The sequence below is a fragment of the Providencia sp. PROV109 genome (assembly GCF_033681625.1).
In the GTDB taxonomy this organism is placed as follows: domain Bacteria; phylum Pseudomonadota; class Gammaproteobacteria; order Enterobacterales; family Enterobacteriaceae; genus Providencia; species Providencia hangzhouensis.
The window spans coordinates 3374526-3398074 of record NZ_CP096320.1; the positions used below are offsets into that span (position 1 = coordinate 3374526).

Sequence of the window (23549 nt, forward strand, 5' to 3'; positions counted from 1 at the left end):
AAATTTCAATCTCCAGCAAGGAAAATGAAAAATCCTTTTTATTCATGACATTAAGATGATATTGATTATCAATATAATTTATTTATTATAGAAAAGTTACCAGTTTTGCAAATATAACTTCATTGATATGGCGCAAAAAAAACTAAACATGTCAGAGTAAGATAACCCTTGAATAACATTATATTTAATATGGTCATAAAGGCTCATATCAATGAATACAAAAAATAAATTATTAAATAGCCCTATCTCAAGGCGCAATGTCGTGAAATCTGGCGCTGCAGGCGGTTTATTTGCTGCAGTAGGCGGTTTATCACTTCCTTTCAATGCAAAAGCAATCGATAACACTCAAAACTCAACATCCGCTGAAGAAAAAGCCGTTTGGAGCTCATGTACCGTTAACTGTGGTAGCCGTTGCCTATTACGTCTCCATGTTCGTGACGATGAAGTATATTGGGTTGAATCTGATACCACGGGAAAAGATGAATATGGCAATCATCAAGTAAGAGCTTGCCTGCGTGGCCGCTCAATCCGTAGAAGAATGAACCACCCAGATAGATTAAAGTACCCAATGAAACGTGTGGGTAAACGTGGTGAAGGCAAATTTGTCCGAATTTCATAGGAAGAGGCCCTAGATACCGTTGGTAATAGTTTGCGCGATATTTTGCAAAATTACGGCAATGAAGCGGTGCATGTTCTCTATGGCACTGGCGTTGATGGCGGTAATATCACCAATTCGAATGTTCCCTATCGTTTAATGAATTCATGTGGTGGTTTCCTGAGCCGCTATGGCAGTTATAGTACTGCGCAAATTCGTGCGGGTATGAATTATCTGTATGGTTCTCAAGAAGCCAATAGCCCCGACGATATCGCAAATACAAAACTAGTTGTGATGTTTGGTAATAACCCAGCCGAAACTCGTATGAGTGGTGGAGGTGTGACTTATTATGTCGAACAAGCACGTGAGCGTTCGAATGCGCGCATGATAGTTATTGACCCTCGTTATAATGACACAGCTTCTGGTAGAGAAGATGAATGGTTACCTATTCGCCCTGGTACTGATGGCGCACTTGCAGCTGCATTAGCTTATGTGATTATCACTGAGGATATGGTTGACCAAGAGTTTGTGGATAAATACTGTATTGGCTATGACGAAAAAACTTTACCGGCTTCTGCTCCTCAAAACGGTCACTATAAGGCCTATATTTTAGGCCAAGGTGCTGATGGTGTGGCTAAAACACCACAGTGGGCCGCTAAAATTACAGGTATTCCAGCAGATAAAATCATTAAGTTAGCTCGTGAAATAGGCCAAGCGAAACCCGCTTATATTGTTCAAGGTTGGGGCCCTCAACGTCATTCAAATGGTGAACAAACCGTTCGAGCAATTGCCATGTTAGCCATTATCACAGGTAATGTTGGTATTAGTGGCGGAAATTCAGGCTGTCGTGAAGGCACCTATGATTCAGGTGTTGAATGGTTCCCAATGCTCGATAACCCAGTCAAAACACAAATTTCCGTTTTCACATGGACTGATGCGATTGAACGCGGCGCAGAAATGACCGCCATTCACGATGGCATAAAAGGGAAAGATAAATTAGATGTTCCCATTAAGTTCTTATGGTGCTATGCCAGTAACACATTGATAAATCAGCATAGTGATATCGCCCGTACCCATGAAATTTTGCAAGATGACAGCAAATGCGAAATGATTGTTGGTATCGACCATTTCATGACGGCATCAGCAAAATATTGCGATATTTTATTACCTGATTTAATGCCTACCGAGCAAGAAGATCTTATTCCTAGCGAGTCCGCAGGAAACATGTCTTACATGATCTTAGGCCAACCAGCGACTAGCGCTAAATTTGAGCGTAAACCCATCTATGAAATTTTGTCGGAAATTGCTAAACGCTTAGGCCCTGATGTCGAACAGAAATTCACCGAAGGCCGCAGCCAGCACGAATGGGTTAAATATTTATGTGAAAAAAGTCGCGAACGCTACCCTGATATGCCAACTTATGAAGAAATGAAAACCGTGGGTATTTTCAAGCACAAATGCCCAGATGAGCATGTCATTGGATTTAAAGCCTTCCGAGATAACCCTCAAGCTAATCCACTGAAAACGCCTTCAGGAAAAATAGAAATTTACTCTGAAAGCCTAGCTGAGATAGCGAAAACATGGCAATTAGCACCAGATGATGTGATTGATCCGTTACCCATTTACACAGAAGGCTTTGAAAGCCATACCGATAGCCTTAATAAAAAATACCCATTACAAATGACAGGGTTTCATTATAAAGCCAGAACACACTCAAGTTATGGCAACATTGATATCTTAAAACAAGCCTGCCGCCAAGAAATATGGATTAACCCAATAGATGCCAAAGCGCGTGGTATTAATCAGGGTGATATGGTCAAAGTTTTCAATGACCGAGGTGAAGTTCATATTCCAGCTAAAGTGACTCCGCGGATCATGCCTGGGGTGACGGCTATGGGCCAAGGAGCTTGGTTAGATGCCGATATGTTTGGCAAAAAAGTAGACCAAGGCGGGTGTATTAATGTCCTCACAACTCAACGCCCTTCACCGCTTGCTAAGGGAAACCCTCAGCATACTAACTTAGTTGAAATTGCAAAACTATAAGGAGCCCGGTATGTCACAACAATATGGTTTTTATATTGATACACAACGTTGTACGGGCTGCAAAACGTGTGAACTCGCCTGTAAAGATTTTAAAAACTTATCCGCTGATGTTCATTTTCGTCGTATTTATGAATATGCAGGCGGCGACTGGACAGAGCAAGATGGCGCATGGCATCAAAATGTATTTTCTTATTACCTCTCTATTTCATGCAACCATTGTGAAGACCCTGCTTGCGTTAAAGTTTGCCCAAGTGGCGCAATGCATAAACGTGAAGATGGCTTTGTCGTTGTTGACGAAAGTGTCTGTATTGGTTGCCGTTATTGCCATATGGCATGCCCTTATAGTGCACCACAGTTTGATGCAGCCAAAGGGCATATGACTAAATGTGATGGCTGCTATGAACGTGTGGCTGAAGGTAAAAAACCCATTTGTGTTGAATCTTGCCCGCTACGTGCATTAGATTTTGGGCCCATTGAAGAGTTACGTGAGAAATACGGAACAATCAATGAAATAGCACCGCTACCAGCAGCACATTATACCAAACCCAATATTGTATTAAATCTCAATGCAAATTGCCGTCCTGTGGGCGACACCACAGGTTATTTAGCTAATCCGGAGGAAGTTTAAAATGGGCGCAGGCTTACATGAATATCCGTTAATCTTCTTCACCGTTATAGGTCAAAGTGTTGCTGGCGCATTTATTCTCATGGCTCTGGTATTGTTAATGAAACCCATGCAAGAACAGCATCATAAAATAGTGATGAGCATGTTTGGTTTATGGGTGTTAATGGGAGTTGGCTTTTTACTCTCCATGCTACATATGGGCTCACCGATGCGTGCCTTTAATTCGATGATACGTGTTGGGCATTCAGCGCTCAGTAATGAAATAGTCAGTGGCTCAATATTCTTTGCCTTAGGTGGGATATATTGGTTATTGTCATTATTAAAGAAGATGCCCAAGTCTGTCGGCAATATTTGGTTAATCGTCACTATCATTTGTGCGGCAATATTTATTTATGCCATATCTCGCGTTTACCAAATTGATACCGTCCCAACTTGGTTTAATCACTATGGTAGTTTGCAATTTATCTTAACCAGCTTTATTGCGGGGCCTGTTCTTGCCGCATTTTTATTGCGCATAGCTAGCTATGATATCAATAACGTCCGCTTCTTTACATTAATCAGTATTGTTGCAGTGATTGCAAGTAGTATCTTGGTGACAGCGCAGGGGTTTGAATTAGGCTCTATCCAAAGTTCAGTACAAAAAGCATCAGAGCTTGTTCCAGATTATGCCTCACTGATGGGATGGCGTACTGTTTGCTTAACATTGGGGCTAGCTTTCTGGATTTACCCGCATGTTAAAATGAAAAACCCTTCAATTATTGGGCTACTAGTCGCCGTATTATTGGTGATTTTTGGTGAATTGATTGGTAGAGGCATTTTCTACGGGCTGCATATGACGGTGGGTATGGCTGTTGCAGGCTAACGACTAATTCATTGTTTTTTACGATGATAAGAAGGTTAATGACTTTCTTATCATCGACAACAATCTCATGTTTCGCTACGATCACACCAAAGAGTCATCATCAACATAGCAATGTGGACAAATATGGAACAAAAATTATTGGCAGATTTTTCGCTTTGCGCGCAAGCTTTAGGGGCATTATTTTATTATGACCCTTCTGATGCACGCGTAAATAAGTTAATTGATTTATTTACGACGAGCGAATGGTTAGCTGAATGGCCATTTACTCAGGATTATGATTGCCAACGTATTGATAAACTCTTTCAAGATAATCTTTCTGAATCAGAAACATTACAAGAAGCCTATCAGCGCTTATTTATAGGCCCTTATGCATTACCAGCACCACCTTGGGGTTCTGTTTATCTTGATAAAGAAAATGTTATTTTTGGTATTTCGACACTTGAGTTAAGAGCATGGCTCCGTAATAACCAAATCAATATTGAATTAAACCAAAAAGAGCCAGAAGATCATGTAGGGTTATTATTTCTTCTCACCGCCTGGGTGATTGAAAATAAACCAGAACTACTACGCGAATTGCTAGAATTACATTTTCTACCTTGGGTCTATCGCTATTTAGAGAAAATGCAATTGCAAAGCGGGAATACATTTTATGAAGCCTCCGCACTATTGGCCACTGAAACTTTAAGACATATCCAACAAGCCGCTAAATTAAATCCAGCGAATAAAGAGCTTTGTCTTTAGTTTTATATCGTTCAAATAACCGTTTCGTGAAGTAAAAGCCCTCTAAATAATCTGATTATTTAGATGGCTTGAATATATTATTGGTACTTTCTTGGGATGTGATTAGTGCCACTGAGGAATTAAAATACGTTAATAATCGCCTAATTACTGTATTTGCGATAAAGCAGAACCGACGTCAGCAAGTAAATCATCAATATCTTCACAGCCCAGTGAGAAACGCAATAACCCATCCGTTACGCCTTGCAGTAATCTCTCTTCTTCAGGGATACAAGCATGGGACATCATTTTAGGGTAGGAAATAATTGATTCAATTCCCCCTAAACTGACTGCAACGAGTGGAATACGAACCGCGTCTAAAAATCGCTTTACATTTTCATAGCTACCCAAATCAAAGGAAACCACCATTCCGCCATTTTTAGATTGCTGCATATGAATGATATGATTTGGGTGCGAAGCTAACCCAGGATAAAAAACGTGTTGTACTTTTGGATGCTCATTCAGATATTCTGCAAGCTTTTGCGCATTTTCACTGGCTCGTTCAACCCGCATTGCCATTGATTTTAAACCTCGCATTGTCAGCCAGCTGTCAAATGGTGCAGCAATACTGCCAATAGCAACTGCAGACTTATGTAACCACCTCGCATACTCAGGGTTATTCGTTGCTACCGTCCCCAAGATCACATCACTATGACCATTAATAAATTTAGTTGCGCTATTAATAGAAAAATCAATTCCAAGAGAAATAACATCTGATAACAACGGCGTCATAAAGGTATTGTCACAGATAGTAATAATATTATGCTGCTGCGCAATCCCAATAACAGATTTTAAATCCGTCACTTGTAACGTTGGATTAGATGGCGTTTCAATATAAAACGCTTTGGTGTTTTCCATTATTGCTTGCTGATAATTCATTGGATTAGTCGCATCAACAAATGTGACTGAAATACCGTAGCGTGGTAAAAATTCAGTCATTAATTGGAAAGAGCCACCATATATATTTTTGCAGGCAACAATATGGTCGCCCTGACTAAAATTAAGCAATACGGCGCTTATTGCTGCCATTCCTGAGGAAAAAACTTCAGCAAATTTTGCATTTTCAATCGCGCAAATAGCCTCACTTAATGCATCTCTCGTTGGATTGGAAAAACGAGAATAAATATGGTCGTAACTTTCCTCAATATTGGCTTGTGAAAATGTAGATGATTGATATAACGGGATAGAAGAACTTCCGGTATATTTATCTGTCATGGGGTATCCATGAATAACCTTGGTATTAATTTTCATAAGTAAATCGCATTATCAAAAGTCTATTTAATTATTGCCACATTGATTTCAGAATGAACAAAAATAGCGAGTGCACCATCAGTATAAATATTATGACCTAAATATTCTGAATGATTATTTAGTTTTACTAGCGGTGCTACTCCTTGAAATAAATCTATTTTATTTATTGCAGCTAATTTTGCCTAATCTTTATTATTTTATTCACTTTATTAATATGTGAAACCTAAATACAGATAAACTATCAGCGCAAACGCGGCCGTAACTGTTGCATAAGGCATTTGGGTACGAATATGCTCAATATGGTCACAATCTGTTGCCATAGAAGCCACAATTGCATCACTGGAAATTGGTGATGTCATGTCTCCGTAAATTGAACCTGCAATGGCTGCACCAATCATATATTCAACAGGCATTCCGACTGAAAGTCCTAATTGCACACCAATTGGGATCATAATGGCAAATGTTCCCCACGATGTTCCTGTTGCTAATGACATTACCGCACTAATTAAGAAGATAAAGCCTATTGAGAAAGCCGGCGAAATAACACCCGAGGTGATTTCTGCTATATAGGCACCGGTATTTAAATCTGAAGAAACGGTTCCCATTAAAAAAGCGAGGATCATCACCGAGCTAATTTTTACCATGCTGGCATAACCGATATATAATTCTTTAAAGAAAGTCTCAATATTAAGTACACGACGTGCTAAGAACCACACAAAAGAGACTAAAGTTCCAAACATGACTCCCCAATATACCGATGTTGAACCGCTACCTTTACTAAAATCGCCATTACCGGTGATATAAAGCGCAACAGGCACCATTAATACCGTTGATAAAATTGGGATAAAGAAGTTAAGAGAGGTATGGCAATTAGGGTGCTCAATAATATCTTCATCATTCTGCTCAGTTTCTTCCGCGGATAATAAAGTTAAAGCCTGCTGCTCTGCGCGTAAATCCGCCTTTTTCATTGGCCCCCAAGAAACATTGGAGAAAATATAAAACAGCACTGAAGCGAGGGAAAACCACGCCATGATATTAAATACCATTGAGCCAGCTAAAATTTCAAAAGGCTCTCCAGTAATTAAACCTTTAGATATTTGTACGCCAATAACCCCCATCATTGCCGCTCCCCAGCCGTTAATCATGGCTGATGAACACACTGATACACAGGAAGTCTGCACAATGTAGGACATTTTTTCTGGCGAAACTCCGTATTTCTTCGCTAATGTTTTTGTTGATGCTCCAGCAATTAATTGGTTAATAGAGCTTTCAATAAAAATTAATGATGTAATAATCATCGCCATTAATTGAACAGCTTTTTTATTTTTAATTAACTTTGTTTTATTTGTTAATAATTTAACCAATGAACGCACACCACCAGTAACAACGACGAGCCGCATAATACCGCCAATCATTACCATAAATAGAATTGTTTTTGTGTTTCCCGGTGATGCAAACGTATTAATAATGCCATCGAGCGTTCCGTTTATACCTAATAATATATTGTGATCATATATAACGGTAAAACCAACTAATATCCCCAGTAATAATGATAATATAACTTGTCGTGTAAAAATGGCTAAAAGTATCGTCACCATTGGCGTGACAATGGTCCAAATCCCATAATCATTCATTAGATGCTCTCTTATTATATTTTATTTTGATTTTAATAAATTAAGATAGTGCGTTTTCTAAATCATTTAATAAGTCTGTGATATCTTCAATACCTACGGATAAACGTAATGTGGTGTCAAATACTTGGATACTTTCTCTTTCTTCTTTTGTCATCGACCCATGTGACATGGTTGCCGAATGATTCACCATACTTTCAACACCCCCCAATGATTCCGCTAAAACAAAATATTTAACTTTAGATAAAAAGACTTTGGTGTCTTCAATATCCCCTGCTAATTTAATCGTCACAACCGCTCCTCCTGTACGCATTTGTTTTTTGCATAATTCATATTGAGGATGCGAAGGTAATCCAGGGTAATAAACCTGCTCAACTTTCGGGTGTGTTGATAAATATTTCGCAACTTGTGCGGCATTACTGCATTGTGATGCCATACGTAATGCTAATGTTTTTAATCCACGTAAAGCAAGGTAGGCGTCAAAAGGAGAAGCAATTGCTCCGAGGGTGGTTTTTAGAAAATCAAGGCGGCTGGCTAAGTCTTCTCTTTGGGTGATCACCGCACCACCAATTAAATCGGAATGGCCGCCAATATATTTACTTGCCGATAACATCACTAAATCGGCACCTAATTCTAATGGTTTTTGGTTCCAAGCTGTTGCAAATGTATTATCAACACAAGTTAAAATATTATGCTCTTTGGCAAGTGAACAAATAGCATTAATATCAACTAATTCTAATAAGGGATTAGTTGGGCTTTCAATCCAAATTAAGCGTGTGTTATCTTTTATTTTTGTTTTAACTTCATCAAGATTATTCAAATCAACATAGTCTATTTGGTGACCGCTATTAATGGTTGAAACTCGTTCAAATAACCGAAAAGTTCCTCCATAAACACCCTTCATTGCAATAATATGTGAATCTTTTGGTAATAAATTTAAAACTAAACTTGAAGCAGCCACACCGGATGCAGTCGCTGTTGCATAGCTTCCACCTTCAATTTCAGCTAATAAGGTTTCATATGCATAACGTGTTGGGTTGCTGCAACGTGAATAACAATATTCACCATGCTCTGTTAAGCTTTGTTGAACGAAAGTACTGGCTGTTGTAATAGCAGGAAAAATAGCATGATTAACAGTATCTTGCTGCTTTCCACCATGAATTAAAATTGTAGCAATATTCTTAGTCATTATCTAAAACCCAATATAGTAAAGTAAAAATGATATCTTTATATTTGTTGCTAAAAGAAATATGCCACAGGGAAATAGAAAATTTTTTCTAAAAATTAGTGCCTTTTTTCAAATTAAGAGAAAATTTTTCTATTCAAGAATAAATAGCCTTTAAATTCATGCTGTTGGTTAAGTTTTGATAAATGAGCTAGCCGTCACAATATCATTATTTTGTTTATTCTTCACAATCAATTACCCAGTAAAAACCACATAAACCACTAAAATAAAACAACAAATGTTCCATGCAAGTTAAATTCTTCATCACGTAATGTAATTATTTGGTAGGTATTTTGTCGTTAATTTAACATACACCTTAGTATTTACGCCTAATTGGCTTCTTCTCATGCTGCATAATAGTCATATAAGAGAAACTTATTCTCTTTCACCTTATTTCTTGCAATGAGCTATATCGCTTAGAAGACAGAAAAAGTCGATGAATAAAAATACAATTAATACGCCAAAGAGTGACTATCAAGCAATAATATGCTCAAAGGCTATTTATAAGAAAAGCACAGAGACTAAATTTGACTGAGTTGTTTTTAATTTAATCACTCTGACTTTTTTGTTTAAAAAAAACACAGTTAAATATTACAAACTATGAAAAATGAATTGCTATCGTTATTTAAATTATTAGAAAAACGCATAACCACTATATATTTTATAAATTATTCTAATCACACTCTCTTAAAGAATCTCAATTTAGCCTAATACAGAATTTTTCATTAGAAACTCAAACTTGCTCGAACAATATCAGCAATGTATTCCATCTTATATATCCCCATAAAATTACTCTCTAAATGGGTTTGTATTTTTAGTGAATAATCATCTTGTATACAAATTATTTATTATGATACAGTCAAAAAATGCCTATGATTCAACTATCAAGTATTGGTACTTCTTATATCCTTTACTGTGGTACGACTCACTAGAGCATAAAAATTTATGGTATTTATTTCCCATAATACAAACAGTGAGAATCAAAAAAAATCGCAATTATTATTAGCAAATTTTAACACTGCCTTTTTCTTTTGTTTTTTTACCTTTAATGAAAGCAGCGTTTAATTTAGTGAAAATCTGAATTAGATAAATTTAACTTAATATACACCCTGTTTTGATATCACCTAAAATTAAATTTACCACAATAAAAACAACTTAATTTTGTAGTAAATACAATATAAGGAAACAACCATGAATAATAGTTTTTTAGCGCATGAAGACAGTATGCTTAAGCTACTTGAAAAAGTAGTCAATATCGAATCAGGCTCTTATGACAAAGAAGGTGTAGATAACCACGCTGCTGTCTGGTGTGAAAAATATCGCGAAATGGGGTTCGAAGTCGAAATCATTGAAAATGAATCACTCGGCAATAATTATCGAATATATCACCCTTCAATAAAGGCTGATATATTAATTTTATTGCATTTAGATACCGTGTTTCCTAAAGGCACCGTTGCTGAACGTCCTTTTAGCATTGAAGGTGATCGAGCTTATGGCCCTGGCGTGATTGATATGAAAGGCAGCCATGTCATGGTATATCAAGTCATGAAGCAACTTTATGATAATCAAGATATTCGCTACAAAAATATTGAAATCCTCCTCAATTGTGATGAAGAAATTGGTTCTATTTCATCTCGCGGTGTCATCGAACAATGTGCATTAGGAAAGCGCTACGCACTTGTGATGGAGCCTGCTCGTGCCAATGGCGCTATAGTGAGCGCTCGCCGCGGTGTTGGAACTTATGTATTAAATATTGAAGGAAAAGCCTCTCATTCAGGTATTGCCCCCGAAGCAGGCATTAGTGCAATTCAGGAATTATCATATAAAATCCAAATGTTACACGCACTCTCTGCTCATGATAAAGGCCTATCCGTTAACGTTGGCCTAATTTCTGGTGGAACCTCTGTTAATACTGTAGCTCCGAATGCCAGAGCAGAAATCGATGTCCGTATTTCGTCTGAAGAACAGGGTATTGAGATCGATAAAAAAGTCAGGGAAGTATGTAGTACACCAGTATTAGACGGCATCAAACTCACCTTAACAGGCGGAATTAATCGCCCACCTATGGCTAAAACGGATGAAAGCACCGTTCTTATCAACATCATTAAAGAAGAAGCTGCGCAACTAAACATTGATTTACTTGATGTTTCGACGGGTGGTGGCTCTGATGCCTCTTTTACTGCAGGTGTCGGAACGGCCACTGTAGATGGGTTAGGCCCGATTGGTGGATACCAGCACAGTGATAAAGAATACTTAGAAATACCGTCACTCACAGAACGTGCACAGTTATTTTTCAATGTATTACAACGCATTACACAATAAATAATAATCCAATAGGAAACTCTATGACAACGATGTCAACAAACACAACAACACCACCACCTAAAAAACGTTCTGAAGGTCTAAACCCTTATGTTCTTTTGTTTTTCATCTTAGTATTGGCAGGTATTGCAACGTGGATCGTTCCTGCGGGGCAATATGCATCAGAAACAAAAGTCATCACCATGGTAAAAGATGGTATAGAAACAAAAGTATCTAGTTCTTATACCATTCCCGGTAGTTATGAGCGCTTACCAGAACAACACGGTATTTTGCCAGGGCAAATTTTCACCTCAATTGCTGATGGTCTAATCAAAGCTGCTCCTATTATCTTTTTGATTATTTTCACTGGAGGTGCTTTACATCTTCTTGAGGAAACTGGGGCCATCAAAAAAGTACTCAATAATATCTCGCGCAGTAAAAGACTTAATGACTTTTTACTAATCAGTATATTCTTTGTCGTTTTTTCTATTTTAGGGACAACAGGGATTGTCGTTAACTCAATTATTGCATTTGTTCCTATTGGTCTTTTAGTCGCTAAATCCGTGGGAATGGACGACAAATTTGGTGCTGCTTTAGTCTATGTTGCGGCTTATTCGGGCTTTAATGCCTCAATCATGGCACCAATGACAGTGGGTTTATCTCAAGGTTTAGCCGACGTCCCGTTGTTATCCGGCCTCGGTTTTAGAATGGCTATTTATATTGCATTTGTTATCGCGGGTATTCTATTTTTAACGATTTATACCAAGAAATGTCGTAATAAAGGCATGGTTCGTCCTGAGATTGAAATTAATACCGACGAACACCAAACCTCTAAAATTTCAGCTTTGCATGTCATTACTCTTTCCTATAGTGCATTCTGCTTAGTCGGATTTATTTTCGGTGCTGTTGAGTGGGGCTGGGGAGAAAAAGAGATGATGGCTATGTTTATCATCTTAGGCGTTGGCGTGGGTATTTTAAACCGCATGTCTCCTAATACCATTGCAACAGGCTTCTTAAAAGGTTGTGCGGGAATGGTAGGTGGCGCGTTTATCGTTGGTATGGCACGCGCTATTGCTATCGTATTATCTGATGGGATGATTTTAGATACCATCGTTAATGCCATTATTTCAATGATGGATGGCTTACCGAAGACCTTATCTGCCCTTTCCATGTTCGCAACCGCGGCAATTATGCACTTCTTTATTTCATCAGGTTCTGGTGAAGCGGCAGTGCTTGTACCTATTTTCACGCCAATGGGCGATTTATTAGAAATCACTCGCCAAACGACAGTGCAAACTGTATTGCTTGGAGAAGGGGTTGTTAACTGTATTAACCCAACTTCTGGAATTTTAATGGCTGTACTTGCAACGGCAAAAATTCCTTATACACAATGGGTGAGATTTATTTGGCCGTTAGTCTTCACATGGATAGCCATTTCTATTGTCGCTCTAATATATGCTGTAATGACAAATTTAGGTCCTATCTAAGACATCAATATTGAATACCCCCATCTTTTTAGCACCACTTTTAAGTGGTGCTAAAAGCCATCGACATTTCCAAAACATCATTTGCTACTTTCAAGATATTGAATAACCTCTTCCATAACTGGAAATATTGTCTTTTCAATATCCATAAATAGTGTATCTTTATCGGTAAAATCAGGTTCAACAAGTAAATTGATTGCTAACACACTGTATTGTGGCATTTCAGTTTTATCCAGATTCCAAGGGCTATTTTTCAAACTCTGCCAGTATTCTTTTTGTACGGCTGCATTTTGCCCCATTAACCACAGTTCCAAATTTAGCGTGTTATGATTTAGCACGAGTCCAAATCGAAGTTTTCTTGCCGTCAAAAAACTATTAACTAATGGAAAATAGGTATAATCCAAATAGCCTGGGGATACATTTCCACACTTAAATTCTGTATCTGGATTTCTTGCAATATATTGTTTTACTTGCATGATAGTTTTAATCAAATACTCATAAGCAAATTTCAATTCACCACTTTCTAAGTGCTGCCGATAATTAATTAGCCGCTGTTGCAAATTTTCCATTTCATTACTTCCTGTTGATTTAATTTTGAACTATATCAGTGATAGCCGGATTCTACATTAATGACGAATTAAAAACAGACAGAGTAAGGTAGGAATAGTATTATTAGCGCTATTATGCCTTTTATTCTATTTGAGATTTTATTGTGACTTCATTTGCTGACCTAAATGCGCTTTCTGCGGAACAACTCACTAACTTGCAAGAGTTAGGCTACCTAAACATGACGCAGATCCAAGCTGCCGCTCTTCCCCCTATACTTGCCGGAAAAGACGTCCGAGCACAAGCTAAAACGGGCAGCGGCAAAACTGCGGCTTTTGGTCTGGGTTTATTACAACATATTGACGCCAAATTATTTAAAACTCAGTCATTAGTTTTATGTCCAACTCGTGAACTGGCAGATCAAGTCGCCAATGAATTGCGCCGTTTAGCTCGCGCGATCCCTAATATCAAAATTTTGACACTCTGTGGTGGTATGCCTTTCAGCGTACAACGCGACTCCCTTGCACATGCAGCACATATCATTGTTGCCACACCGGGGCGCTTACTTGATCATTTAAATCGTGAAACAGTACAACTTGATGCATTGCAAACTTTAGTTTTAGACGAAGCAGACAGAATGCTCGATATGGGCTTTATGCCAGATATTGAGACCATAATTGATTACGCACCAATTAATAGACAAACATTATTGTTTTCAGCCACTTGGCCAGAAGAAATTGCACGAATTAGCCAGCAAATTCAAAATAACCCACAAACCATTGAAATCAATAGTGTTGATGAACTCCCCGCAGTTGAACAACAATTTTTTGAAGTCGCTCGTCACGAAAAAATTGAATTATTACAAAAGCTCTTAAGCCGTGAACAGCCCGCTTCTTGTGTCGTTTTCTGTAATACTAAGAAAGATTGCCAAGCCGTTTATGATGCCTTAACAGCCAGCAAACAAAGTGTCTTAGTGCTTCATGGTGACATGGAACAACGTGAGCGTGACCAAACTCTTGTGCGTTTTGCTAACGGAAGTAGCCGTGTATTAGTGGCTACGGATGTCGCATCCCGCGGGTTAGATATTAAAGCCCTCGAAATGGTGATTAACTATGAATTATCATGGGACCCTGAAGTGCATGTTCACCGCATCGGCCGAACTGCACGTGCCGGTGAAAGCGGTTTAGCAATTAGTTTATGTGCGCCAGAAGAAGCCCAACGAGCCAATGCTCTAGAAGAAATGTTAAACATGAAGCTTAATTGGCAAACCGAACCGACAGGTTTACGAGTCACTCCGTTAGAAGCGACAATGATGACCTTATGCCTTGATGGCGGTAAAAAAGCCAAAATACGTCCTGGAGATATTTTAGGTGCTTTAACCGGAGAAGTTGGCCTCAATGGTGCCGATATTGGCAAGATTGTGATCCACCCTACCCATGCCTACGTCGCACTCAAACGTGAGGTTGCCGTACAAGCTTGGAAGCATTTACAGCAAGGAAAAATTAAAGGGAAATCCGTTAAGGCTAGGTTATTAAAATAATATGTGTGATTCGAGTTTCCTTCTGCACAATGTTAGTACGGAAGGAAACTCGATAATTTTCTTACTTTTCTATGATGTGGCGTTATTCTCTTGCGGTAAGGCAGATTTAGGTAATCCAAAAATCTTATCAAATGCCCAATTAAAAAAGAAAGTATAAATTGGGATAAAAATAATTAAGGCGAAGTCGAGTATTAACGCCTGTAAAAGACTAATTGATAACCACCATGCAATTAAAGGAATTAAAAAAATCACCAACGTTAATTGAAATAATATGGCGTGTACAAACCGGCGCCTAAAGGTTCTAATGCGTGATTTTTGTTTTGATTCCCAATATTCAAATGCGGTATTGAAAATAAAGTTCCAGCTCACTGCAATAGTCGTTATGACTAAAGCTAATGGGCCTGTTGTTTCCGCTGAATTACCAGAAAGAAAAGCCAATGCCAACGCTGAAATTAACCAACCAATAACCTCATAAGCTGTGACAAAAACAATTTTACGTTTAATCCCCTGCATTTTCCCACCTCCAAAAATATCATTATCAACAAGGTGGTAAAATAAATATAATTCAATGATAATAAAAGTCAGCTTCTATCAGTTTTATTGAAAGGTGAATAATGCCATTTAATAGTGACAACCTAACGATTTTTCTCACCGTGTTAGATAAAGGCTCATTTTCTGCGGCGGCTAGAGCATTGAAACGCGTGCCATCCGCGGTCAGTATGGCCGTGGCGAATCTAGAAGCTGAACTTGGATTTGAACTATTTGATAGACACACTCGGGAGCCTAAGCCCACTGAAAAGGCACTTTCATTAGCGCCCTATGCACGGCATATTGTGGCTAATTTATCACAACTCAATACTTTTTCTTTAGAGTTGACCCAAGGTGTCGAAAGTAAATTGACCATTGGTATTGCAGCAGGTATCAATGCCAATTTACTCTTTGATGCTCTTCATATTTTAAGCCAGCGTTATCCTTTACTGCATATTGAACTGATTACCGCACCTCAAGATGATCTTCTACCGTTATTACATGAACAACAAATTCACCTTGCGATTGTCTTTGGCGGTTTAAATGTTAATTCTCAAGAGCAATTTCATTATATTGGCGAAGAATCAATTATTGCCACCATTTCGGCTAAACATCCCTCTTTACAAAATAAAACATCGCTCTATATCGAAGACCTTGTTGAAAGCCGGCAAATTATTATTGCGAGCCGCCAACGTGAATTGAGTGATATACGCATTCTAGTTTCCAGTAATTATTGGAAAACAGACAGTTTTTCTTTGGCTCTCGGTTTAGTCGAGAGTGGTATGGGATGGGGAAATTTCCCTTTGTCACTAATTAAAGATAAATTGAACGATGGCTCACTAAAACCCCTTGAGTTTAAAAATACCCCAAATGGCTTCAAACTGCCTATTCACGCGGTATGTTTGCAAGGTCATGTGCTTAAACGTGGTGCTCAAGAATGCATTGAATTACTGAAAAATAAGGCAATTTAAACCCTAAGTTATCTATTATTTCTACTTTTAATTCCATAAATAAAATTATTCTTGAATACATTAATTATTTTAAATCATTGACGAAAACGTTTGCTTTTTGTTTTGATGGCTATAAAATGCGTCGGATTTTTTTGGCCTGAAAAAAATAACTGGAGACAATCGTGCCTGACGATAAAAATTATAGCCATGGCCCCGTGCCCATATCAGCGCGGAAAGGCGGACTAGCATTAACCTTTGTGATGCTAGGTTTAACGTTCTTTTCCGCCAGTATGTGGACCGGAGGCGCTCTCGGTACCGGTCTTGATTTTCATGATTTCTTCCTCGCAGTTCTTATCGGTAATCTTCTTCTTGGTATCTACACCGCATTTCTTGGTTTTATTGGTTCTAAAACAGGCTTAACCACTCACCTTCTTGCTCGTTATTCTTTTGGTATTAAAGGCTCATGGCTCCCCTCTTTCCTATTAGGCGGCACACAAGTTGGCTGGTTTGGTGTCGGTGTTGCGATGTTTGCCATTCCTGTTGGTAAAGCAACAGGCTGGGATATCAACTGGTTAATTGGTATTTCCGGGGTCTTAATGACCGTTACTGTGTTTTTTGGTATTTCTGCTCTTACAGTTCTGTCAATCGTTGCTGTTCCTGCCATTGCGATACTCGGTAGTTACTCCGTTTACCTTGCTATCACTGATATGGGTGGAATGAGTGCATTGCAGGCTGTCGTACCCGCAAAACCCATCGATTTTAACCTTGCTTTAGCCATGGTGGTAGGCTCTTTTGTGAGTGCAGGAACATTAACGGCCGATTTTGTGCGTTTCGGGCGAAGACCTAAAATTGCAGTACTTGTCGCTATTATTGCCTTTTTCCTTGGTAACTCATTGATGTTTATCTTTGGCGCCGCTGGCGCTGCATCATTAGGTATGGCAGATATCTCTGATGTGATGATTGCTCAAGGTTTACTATTACCCGCAATTATCGTTTTAGGTCTAAATATTTGGACAACTAATGATAACGCCCTATACGCGTCAGGCTTGGGGTTTGCCAATATCACCGGCTTATCCAGCAAAACCTTATCCATTGTCAATGGACTGGTAGGAACGCTATGCGCACTGTGGCTATATAATAATTTTGTCGGCTGGCTAACTTTCTTATCAGCGGCTATTCCTCCTATTGGTGGAATTATCATCGCAGACTACCTCATGTACCGTCACCGCTATGAAACCTTTGACCGCAGTAAAATGCGTGATGTCAACATCAGTGCATTAATCGCTGTTGCCGCTGGGGTTATCGCAGGTAACTGGTTACCAGGTATTGTCCCTGTCAATGCCGTGCTGGGTGGTGCATTATGTTACGCTATCCTTAACCCATTATTAAATCGCCGCCATACTACTGATTCGGAGATGACCCGTGCTTAATCATACTATCAAACATATCCATAATATCCGTTTACCCGAGCGTGATGGGCTGTGGCGTATTGATATCGAAAACCAAAAAATTCAAGCTATCCTTCCACAACATGAAGGCGAAATATTGCCAAACAGCTTAGACGGTGAAGGTGGTTTGGTGACCGCGCCCTTCGTTGAGCCACACATTCACTTGGATACTACTCAAACCGCTGGGCAACCAAGCTGGAACCAGTCTGGAACACTCTTTGAAGGCATTGAACGTTGGGCGGAGCGCAAAGCGATGCTTACCCACGAGGATGTTAAAAACCGCGCGTGGCAAACCCTTAAATGGCAAATTGCCAATGGTATTCAACATGTTCGCACCCATGTGGATGTGTCAGACCCAACATTAACCGCACTGAAAGCGATGTTAGAAGTAAAACAAGAAATCGCGCCTTGGGTTGATGTGCAAATTGTTGCTTTTCCACAAGAAGGTATTTTGTCTTATCCAAATGGCGAAGCCTTGTTAGAAGAAGCACTACGCCTTGGAGCCGACGTCGTTGGTGCTATTCCACATTTCGAATTTACTCGTGAGTATGGTGTAGAATCACTCCATAAAACGTTCGCTTTAGCACAAAAATATGACCGTTTGATTGATGTCCACTGTGATGAAATCGATGATGAGCAATCCCGTTTTGTGGAAACTGTCGCAGCGCTAGCACATGCACAGGGGATGGGTTCTCGCGTCACGGCAAGCCATACTACTGCGATGCATTCATACAATGGCGCTTATACTTCCCGTTTATTTCGTCTGCTAAAAATGTCTGGGATTAACTTTGTGGCTAACCCGCTAGTGAATATTCACTTACAAGGCCGCTTTGATACTTATCCAAAACGCCGTGGGATTACGCGAGTGAAAGAGATGCTAGCCGCAGATATTAATGTCTGCTTCGGCCACGATGATGTTTTTGACCCTTGGTACCCACTTGGTACAGCTAATATGCTGCAAGTCCTGCATATGGGGTTACATGTTTGCCAATTAATGGGTTACCAGCAAATCAATGATGGGCTGAAACTGATTAGTGAGTACAGCGCACGTACGTTGAACTTGCAAGATTATGGTGTGAGTGAAGGGAAGCGAGCTAGTTTATTGATTTTACCAGCAGAAAATGGCTTCGATGCCGTGCGCCGTCAAGTTCCTGTACGTTATTCGGTTCGTGATGGTCAGGTGATTGCCAATACCCAACCTGCGGTAACCCAAATTCATTTAGAACAAACGGAAACAATCCGTTATGGATATACTCCAAAAATCTAACCATTAATTTTTTTATTCCAAAATGGCTCTCTACAACAGTAGGTGAGCCAATTGTCTTATAGCTCATCATTAATTTAAATAAAACCAGCCCGAAGAACTAATCTTAATCGGATAAAAAGCAACTAATAACGTAATTCTTACACAAAATTCATTCCTATATACTAGACTTAATCCAATACTTATTGCAGAGCTTGAAAGCTTTGGTGAGCAAATAAACGTCTTATAAGAACTCCTTTTTTGGTTATAAGTGCCATTTCTAAGTATTAAGCGCAATTTCTATTGAAATTCAATGCGAACGTTTTATATTTTTTAGAGAGTTATCTGAAACTGGATTTGAGCTTTATTTATAGCAACAATAACGCTAATACACTGACTGTCATGCAGCGGTGGCCAATATTCCTGTTTTGCTGTACCGCGAATACGTCACAAATAAAGTTCTCTGAATCCCACTTTGAAAAAAATTGGAGATCAGATGAGTACTGAACAAGTCGTTAACCAAAAAAATACTATCGATTCTTGGCAACGCATTGCTGCTGAATTATTAAGTGAAGCTGGTATTAAAATTAATGGCTCCCGCCCTTTCGATATTCAAGTTCACAACCACCAATTCTTTAAACGAGTACTACAACAAGGCTCATTAGGATTAGGTGAAAGCTATATGGATGGTTGGTGGGATTGCGAACGTTTAGACATATTTTTCCAACATGTATTACGCCATAAGCTCGATAAAAAAATACCTCATAATTTCAGTGATACATTGAAAATTGCTGTCGCACGCGTTCGCAATTTACAAACCCTAAAACGTGCTCGCATTGTTGGAGAAGAACATTACGACCTCGGGAATGACTTATTTTCCCTGATGCTCGACCCTTATATGCAATATTCTTGCGGCTACTGGAAAGGTTTAGAAACGGTTCCTGAAAACCTCCCTCTTGCTCAAGAACAAAAATTAAATTTAATCTGCGAAAAACTGCAATTAAAACCAGGTATGCGATTACTGGATATCGGCTGTGGATGGGGGGGGCTAGCTGCCTATGCAGCAAAAAACTATGGAGTTTCTGTCACGGGTGTCACTATTTCCGCTGAGCAACAAAAATATGCTCAAGCTCGCTGTGCAGGCTTAGATGTCGATATTAAATTAGACGATTATCGGAATCTCAACGACCAATTTGACCGTATTGTCTCTGTAGGCATGTTTGAGCATGTCGGGCCTAAAAACTATGCGACTTACTTTGATGTTATTCAACGCAATTTAAAAACTAATGGTTTGTTTTTACTTCACACCATTGGCTCTAATCAAAATAAAGTCAATGTCGACCCATGGACTAACAAGTATATTTTCCCAAACGGCTGCCTACCGTCTGTACAAAATATTGGCGAAACCAGCGAAGGCAAACTGGTCATGGAGGATTGGCATAATTTTGGTGCAGATTATGACCATACACTTATGGCGTGGTATTCCCGTTTTCAAGCGGCTTGGCCAGAGCTCGAAGATAATTATACGCCTCGCTTCAAACGCATGTTTTCTTATTATTTAAATGCTTGTGCAGGTGCATTTAGAGCGAGAGATATTCAATTATGGCAAATACTTTGGAGCCCACAAGGTGTGACCGGGGGCCTACGGGTTGCTCGCTAAGCTTTTGTCCTGAATATATATCTTTGTTAACCTTACGGGCTAGTTAAAGAGTCAATGTATTTTATTCAACCATTGATCAATAGCCCGTAAGCCTTGCTGGATATCGTCCTTCAATTGGGTATCCACCACTGGTTGCTGTTCTAATAATACGCAGCTTTGTACTGCGCTTTGCATTCCCAAACTGGCACAACTACTTTTTAACTGGTGAGCAAGGCGCTTTATCTGTTCCGTGTTATTTTCTGCTCGTGCAATGTCAATTTGGTCGATCAAAGGCAAGGAATGCTGTTTAAAAATACTCACCCACTCGCGAATTTTCTGGAATCCCATTAATTCGGCATCACTGGCAAGCTGTTGTAAATTTATAACTTTTCCCTGAACACCAGAATCAGACAATGCATATTCGCCGCCTGAAATATACTTAACAATTAATTGATTTAACATATCTCTTGGTACCGGTTTTTGAATGATACCGCGAAAAACTTGGCTGGTTCGTTGGCGCAATGTTTCATCAATCACATGGGCACTAAAACCAATCAAAATCAATGTAGGGTAAGTCTTCGCTATTTGTTTAGCCAAGGTGATACCATCGATGTCAGGTAAGCCAAAATCCACCAATGCTGCCGTAAATTGTTGACCAGTTTGTAGAGTCGCCAAAGCCTCAGCAGCAAAGCCAACAATGGTTACCTGAGCCCCACTACGGGTTAACATTTCTCCACTGATTTTTTGAGTCAATGGGTTATCTTCTATGAGTAATAAATTCACACCTCGCATGTCTAATGGCAGCTCAGCCGATTTACCCACTGGATGAGAGGCGATACATAGCGGCAATGTTAAGCGAAAGCAGCTCCCGCTCCCCAACTGGCTACTAACCGTCAATTCACCTCCCATCGCTTGTGCTAGACTTGCACTAATTGTCAGCCCAAGTCCTGTGCCACCCCGCTGGCTATCTACTTGCACAAATGGCTTAAAAATATCAGTAAATCGCGAGCTATCAATGCCACACCCTGTGTCCTCCACTTCAATAAACCAATATTTACCATAACGGCAACTACGCAAAGTGATTTGCCCCTTTTGAGTAAAGCGCAATGCATTACTGAGTAAATTCGTGATAATTTGTCGGATCCGTAACGGATCCCCTTGTAAAGCAATCGGCAAATCATCCGCAATATCTGCAACTAACTGAATAGCATTATTTTTATTACTGGCATTCATTAAATACAAAGTACTTTCTAATAACGGCTTGGGCTCAAAAGGCTCATCATTGATAGAAACATTTTGTCCCCCTGCTTCAATTGCGGAGTAGTCCAAAATGTCATTCAAAATTGCTAATAAAGATTCACCTGAGTCAGTAATCGCATATAAATCATCATGATATTGGCTAAGTGCTTTATTTTCTAATAACAGTTGCGCTGTCCCCAAAATTCCATAAAGAGGTGTGCGAATTTCATGGCTCATTGCCGCTAAAAATGCCGATTTAGCCTGATTGGCTTGTTCTGCTTCAGAACGAGCTTTGCGGTGCTCAACAACCATCACGCGCAATTCTGCCGTCCTCGCTTTGACTTCGTCTGCTAGCTGTTCACGCTGATTATTTAAGGCATGAACACTTTCACGAAATGCATCCATTAAACGGCCAATCGTATCAAGCTCTTTTACCCCTGCAGTTTCAGGAAATGCAGAGTCAATATCGCCCTCTAATAAGCGTTGAAGGGCTTGGGTTTGCTGTGCCAGCGGCTTTGTCACTAAACGATAAACCACTCGCCAAAGGATCAAGATAAGTGAGAGTAATGAGACAATACTCAATGCTAACAACCAATTCTGCCCTCGTTCACTGGCTTGTTTAAGTTGTCCCAATGCGGTTTGGTTACGAAGCTCAATGATGTCAACTAATTGCGCTACTTCACTACTAAAACGTGCAAATTGGTCAATATTATTTTGTGATAAAATCTGTAAACGTGTTGTGATGTCGTTATCTTGCCGGTACAACGCGATTAACTCGGTATAGCGCTTCACGCTATTTAACGCGTTTTCTACTTGGCCTCGCACTGCAGGGTCTTCAATATATTTTTGCCGACGTTGTAAGATTTTAACTGCAGAATTCAACTGTTTTTCTAATTCTGCCATATTGCGGTGGGGCTGGTTTGAACCTAAATTAAGTACCATTTGCTGTACACGCATCGCGCTTAATCGAAGCTCATTCATTTGGCTGGCATATTCAAGGTCAATATCAATTAGTTGATCAAGGGCTTGTTGTGCTTGTTCCCCTTGTTTCCTTTCAATAAGGTCGTAAATACTGACTTGAGTTGCTCCCGCTGAGGTGGCGGCATTGTTTGCCTGACCATGTGCCTTTTGGGCGATATCTCCCGCCGCTGTAATTATCTGCTGCCTTAATTGTTGTTGCTCTGCGCGCAGTTTTAACCGCTGCCCAACTAATTCACCCTGTTGGCTTAATGACTGAGCAATTTCTTTTTCTTGTTGTTCAATATTTTGTGTATTAAAGCCTTGTTCTCTTAATATTTTCAGTAAATTAGTGATTTTAAGGCTTTGTGCCGTTAACATTCGTCCTTGTGCTAACCAAATACTTTCGCTATCTGCATTTGTGAGATTTTGTGCAGAAAATAGCTCCCAAGCGCTCGCTTCACTCAGTTGCCTTGCCATATTCATGGTTGGGATCAGAGCCTCGGTGTTGGCCTGTTCAACTTGGCTAACAAAACGTAAGTTGTACCATCCCACAAGGGTGCTAATAAAGGTCAATGCAGCCATCAACGCAAAGCCCATCCATAGTCGTCTAGTTAGTGATAAATTCACGGTTTGGTTAGCCTAAAAATTAAAATGGTTGAGTT

At 39.5% G+C, this 23549-nt stretch carries 16 protein-coding genes and 1 pseudogene; 11 read left to right on the forward strand and 6 right to left on the reverse strand.

What is annotated here, in order from left to right; translation table 11 throughout:
- Positions 1-211 precede the first annotated feature (211 nt).
- The 4 genes and pseudogenes from ynfF (at position 212) to dmsD (ending at position 4866) form a co-directional block, all read left to right on the forward strand.
- Positions 212-2638: pseudogene (gene ynfF / locus M1F25_RS15520) on the forward strand (selenate/tellurate reductase subunit YnfF).
- A 10-nt stretch (positions 2639-2648) separates the two neighbouring features.
- Entirely contained in the window at positions 2649-3266 is a 618-nt protein-coding gene (locus M1F25_RS15525) for a DMSO/selenate family reductase complex B subunit (protein WP_036958485.1), read from the forward strand.
- 1 nt (position 3267) lies between these two features.
- Entirely contained in the window at positions 3268-4125 is an 858-nt protein-coding gene (locus M1F25_RS15530) for a DmsC/YnfH family molybdoenzyme membrane anchor subunit (protein WP_096863217.1), read from the forward strand.
- Between the two features lie 123 nt (positions 4126-4248).
- Positions 4249-4866 (forward strand): Tat proofreading chaperone DmsD, encoded by a 618-nt coding sequence (gene dmsD, locus M1F25_RS15535; RefSeq protein WP_232368690.1) that lies wholly within the window; start codon positions 4249-4251, stop codon positions 4864-4866.
- Between the two features lie 144 nt (positions 4867-5010).
- On the opposite strand, the gene M1F25_RS15540 is transcribed toward dmsD, so the two are convergent.
- From M1F25_RS15540 to M1F25_RS15550, 3 genes are all read right to left on the reverse strand, one after another.
- Positions 5011-6153 (reverse strand): trans-sulfuration enzyme family protein, encoded by a 1143-nt coding sequence (locus M1F25_RS15540; protein WP_112307328.1) that lies wholly within the window; start codon positions 6151-6153, stop codon positions 5011-5013.
- 209 nt (positions 6154-6362) lie between these two features.
- Positions 6363-7787 carry a Na+/H+ antiporter NhaC family protein gene (locus tag M1F25_RS15545; RefSeq protein WP_181488292.1) on the reverse strand — a complete coding sequence of 475 codons (1425 nt, stop codon included), beginning with the start codon at positions 7785-7787 and terminating at the stop codon, positions 6363-6365.
- Positions 7788-7827: 40 nt separating this feature from the next.
- Positions 7828-8973, reverse strand: coding sequence for a trans-sulfuration enzyme family protein (locus M1F25_RS15550; protein ID WP_112307330.1), 1146 nt, complete (start codon positions 8971-8973; stop codon positions 7828-7830).
- Between the two features lie 1227 nt (positions 8974-10200).
- Between M1F25_RS15550 and M1F25_RS15555 the strand changes: the two genes are divergently transcribed.
- Positions 10201-11331 (forward strand): M20 family metallopeptidase, encoded by a 1131-nt coding sequence (locus tag M1F25_RS15555; RefSeq protein ID WP_094961317.1) that lies wholly within the window; start codon positions 10201-10203, stop codon positions 11329-11331.
- Positions 11332-11354: 23 nt separating this feature from the next.
- Entirely contained in the window at positions 11355-12797 is a 1443-nt protein-coding gene (locus tag M1F25_RS15560) for a YfcC family protein (protein ID WP_226617030.1), read from the forward strand.
- A 77-nt stretch (positions 12798-12874) separates the two neighbouring features.
- Here the strand turns inward: M1F25_RS15560 and M1F25_RS15565 are convergent, their stop codons facing one another.
- Positions 12875-13363, reverse strand: coding sequence for a DUF7000 family protein (locus tag M1F25_RS15565; RefSeq protein WP_094961316.1), 489 nt, complete (start codon positions 13361-13363; stop codon positions 12875-12877).
- A gap of 143 nt (positions 13364-13506) precedes the next feature.
- Here M1F25_RS15565 and dbpA point away from each other — a divergent pair, with 143 nt between their 5' ends.
- A complete protein-coding gene (gene dbpA / locus M1F25_RS15570; RefSeq protein ID WP_144140651.1) occupies positions 13507-14880 on the forward strand; it encodes an ATP-dependent RNA helicase DbpA in 1374 nt (457 codons plus the stop codon).
- Between the two features lie 69 nt (positions 14881-14949).
- Here the strand turns inward: dbpA and M1F25_RS15575 are convergent, their stop codons facing one another.
- Positions 14950-15393, reverse strand: a complete 444-nt coding sequence (locus M1F25_RS15575) for a PACE efflux transporter (protein WP_004262335.1) — start codon at positions 15391-15393, stop codon at positions 14950-14952.
- A gap of 101 nt (positions 15394-15494) precedes the next feature.
- On the opposite strand from M1F25_RS15575, the gene M1F25_RS15580 reads away from it, so the two are divergent.
- From M1F25_RS15580 to cfa, 4 genes are all read left to right on the forward strand, one after another.
- Positions 15495-16379: a LysR family transcriptional regulator gene (locus M1F25_RS15580; RefSeq protein ID WP_112307331.1), complete on the forward strand. Its 885-nt coding sequence runs from the start codon at positions 15495-15497 to the stop codon at positions 16377-16379.
- Between the two features lie 161 nt (positions 16380-16540).
- Entirely contained in the window at positions 16541-17788 is a 1248-nt protein-coding gene (gene codB, locus M1F25_RS15585) for a cytosine permease (protein ID WP_004262339.1), read from the forward strand.
- Positions 17781-19073 carry a cytosine deaminase gene (locus tag M1F25_RS15590; protein WP_181488294.1) on the forward strand — a complete coding sequence of 431 codons (1293 nt, stop codon included), beginning with the start codon at positions 17781-17783 and terminating at the stop codon, positions 19071-19073. Before codB ends, M1F25_RS15590 begins: the two co-directional genes overlap by 8 nt.
- A 472-nt stretch (positions 19074-19545) precedes the next feature.
- Complete coding sequence (cfa, locus tag M1F25_RS15595) at positions 19546-20709, forward strand: cyclopropane fatty acyl phospholipid synthase (protein WP_112307333.1); 1164 nt, start codon at positions 19546-19548, stop codon at positions 20707-20709.
- Between the two features lie 51 nt (positions 20710-20760).
- On the opposite strand, the gene torS is transcribed toward cfa, so the two are convergent.
- A complete protein-coding gene (gene torS / locus M1F25_RS15600) occupies positions 20761-23514 on the reverse strand; it encodes a TMAO reductase system sensor histidine kinase/response regulator TorS (RefSeq protein ID WP_181488296.1) in 2754 nt (917 codons plus the stop codon).
- Positions 23515-23549: the final 35 nt, after the last annotated feature.